This is a genomic window from Glutamicibacter sp. BSL13 (genome assembly GCF_052928425.1).
Window position 1 is genome coordinate 1 of the sequence record NZ_JAVGCZ010000178.1, and the last position, 2,674, is coordinate 2,674.

Annotated in this window: 2 protein-coding genes; both read left to right on the plus strand. The window is 62.0% G+C overall.

The window, feature by feature from the left end; translation table 11 throughout:
* Positions 1-145 precede the first annotated feature (145 nt).
* Positions 146-1,738: an IS21 family transposase gene (gene istA, locus RCJ92_RS15540; protein ID WP_396277558.1), complete on the plus strand. Its 1,593-nt coding sequence runs from the start codon at positions 146-148 to the stop codon at positions 1,736-1,738.
* Complete coding sequence (locus tag RCJ92_RS15545) at positions 1,735-2,511, plus strand: ATP-binding protein (RefSeq protein ID WP_396277557.1); 777 nt, start codon at positions 1,735-1,737, stop codon at positions 2,509-2,511. Before istA ends, RCJ92_RS15545 begins: the two co-directional genes overlap by 4 nt.
* Positions 2,512-2,674: the final 163 nt, after the last annotated feature.

Here is a 2,674-nt window from a genome sequence, read left to right on the forward strand (position 1 = left end):
TTGTTAAATAGCCGTTTTGGGTACCGCATGTCCACGTAACTGGTACTGCTTTTCCATGTATGGGGAACTGCCGACGATTCTGTGCTCCTGTGGACAATGACGTATCACAATCGGTGATGCGCGTTGATCCTGTGAAGGAGGAACGGTGGCGAAGCATATTGCCATCATGCGTCTGCTGGTCAAGGGACGCAGCTACGAGCAGATCGTGGCCGAGCTGGAGTGTTCTCGGCGCATGGTTGCCGCGGTGAGCAAGCGCATGGACGCGGAGCAGATCAGGACGCTGGACCAGGTCCGGGCAGTGAGCCTGGAGCAACTGGGTCAGTGGTTCCCCGATGGGCGGGCACGGCGCAGCGAGCAGTTCATCCAGCCTGATTTCGAAGCGGTGCACCAGCGGATGAAGGCCGATCGGAACTACACCATCACCCAAGCGTGGGAATCCTACGTCGTCGGCACCACGCCGGGGCGGAAGTACCAGTACGCCGCGTATGCCGGGCTGTATGCCCGCTTCGTGCAGGCCAACGACCTGGCCGCGACGATTCATCACGAGCCGGGCAAGGCGATGCAGGTGGACTGGGCCGGGCAGACCTTACCGGTGACCGACGCGCTCAGCGGGCGGCAGCACAAGGCCTACCTGTTTTCCGCGGTGCTGCCCTACTCGGGGATGGTGTTCGTTAAGGCTTCCTTGTCCATGAAGATGGACTCGTGGATTGACCTGCATGTCCAGGCTTTGGAGTATTTCGGCGGGGTTCCGCAGATCATCATCCCGGATAATGCCCGGACCGCGACCTATCGGCCTCGGCAAGGGCAGACGCAGCGGGTGCTCACCGAACGGTACGAGCAGTTCGCGGAGCACTATGCCACGGCGATTGTTCCGGCCCGGGTGCGCAAGGCCAAGGACAAGGCCGCGACCGAGCGCGCGGTGCGTACGGTGAACACCCGGGTGATCGGGGTGCTGGCCGGTGAGCGTTGGTCCACGATCGATGAGTTGAATGAGGCGGTCGCGGTGCAGCGCGAGGTGATCAATGAGCTGCGCAATCCCTGGGGGCAGAGCAAACGGGAGATCTTCACCGGCGAGGAGGCCGGGATGCTGGGCGCGTTGCCGGCGCAACGGTTCGGCGCCGTGGTGTGGAAGCAGGCCAAGGTCGGCAGGAATTATCACATCAGCGCCGATTACCAGCATTATTCGGTGCCCTACCAGCTGGCCGGACGGACAGTGAAGGCCAGGATCACCGATCTGCTGGTCACCGTGTTTGACGGCAACCAGGTGGTGTGCGAGCACGTGCGCAGGCACGGACGCAAGGGCCAGTACTCGACCCTGGACGCGCATGTGCCTCCGCAGCACCAGAAGCTGGGTGATTTGTGGTCGGCGCAGTGGTTCCTGGACAAGGCCCGCAGCTTTGGTCCGGCGACCATGCAGGTAATCACCCTGGTGCTTGAGCGGCGTAGGATCGAGGCACAGGGCTACCTGGACTGCCAGAACATCCTGGACTCGCTGGGCAGGAATAACAAGGCCCGGCTGGAAGCGGCCTGCCAGCAGGTGCTGAATCTGAACATGGTCCCGACCTACACCACGATCAAACGCGTCATGGGTGGGCTGAAAACCGACGCCCAGGCTCCGGTGCCGCGCAAGGCCTCGGTGAACACCAGCAAACCTGCCGGCGCCGTGAGTACCGGGCAGGTGTATGTCCGGGACGGCTCCTACTACCAGCAGCCCGGCGGGCAGGAGGACTCGTTGTGAGCATTTTCAGCCCGCAGGACTATGAGAAGTTCCGCGCCCTGCGTATCACCTCGGTGGCCACGGTCTTTGAAGGGATTCTGGCCGATGAGGCCAACGAGCAGGTGGATCCCGAAACGCTGTTCCTCCAGGCGGTCGATCAGGCGCTGGAAGAGCGCAGGGACAAGCGGATCCAGAAGCTGATCGCCCAGGCCAGGTTTCCCATTGCCGAGGCGGCCATCGAGGAACTGGACTACCGCGCATCACGCGAGGGGCTGAACCCTGTCAGGATGAGCAGGTATGCCCGCAACGACTGGAGCAGGGACTCGGTCAACGTGCTGATCACCGGCGCTGCGGGATCGGGCAAAACCCATCTGGGGTGCGCGATCGGGGTGGCGGCCTGCCATAACGAATACAGCGTGCGGTACTGGAGGATGGATCAACTGGCGCTGGAGCTGCTCACGGTCCATGACGATCACATCGCCCACAGGAATCTGTTGAATCAGTTGACAGAGGTGGATTTGCTGATCCTGGATGACTTCCTGACCGTCGGCGTTGATCCTCGGGCCACTAATGACCTGTTCACGGTGCTTGCCGACCGGGACCGGCGGGTGGCGACCATGGTGCTGGCGCAGTCCGGGCCGGAGTACTGGGTGCAGATGATTCACGACCGAGTCGCGGCTGACTCGATCGTGAATCGGTTGGCGAATAACTCTCGTCGGATCAATTTGGGAACGGTTGACATGCGGCGGGAGCGGAACAACATCCAACGCCAAACCGGAGAGCACTGGGAGTAAACCAGTAGCCGCTCCATGGACCACGATACCGGTCGCCAGTGGAGCGGTCGGGGTGCTGGCCGTCATCCGCGAACGATCAACGCAGGCAATGGCCAGTACCCTATCGTGGAACAGCGGTACCAGTTACGTGGACTTGCGGTACCCGAAACGCTGATTTAACAGT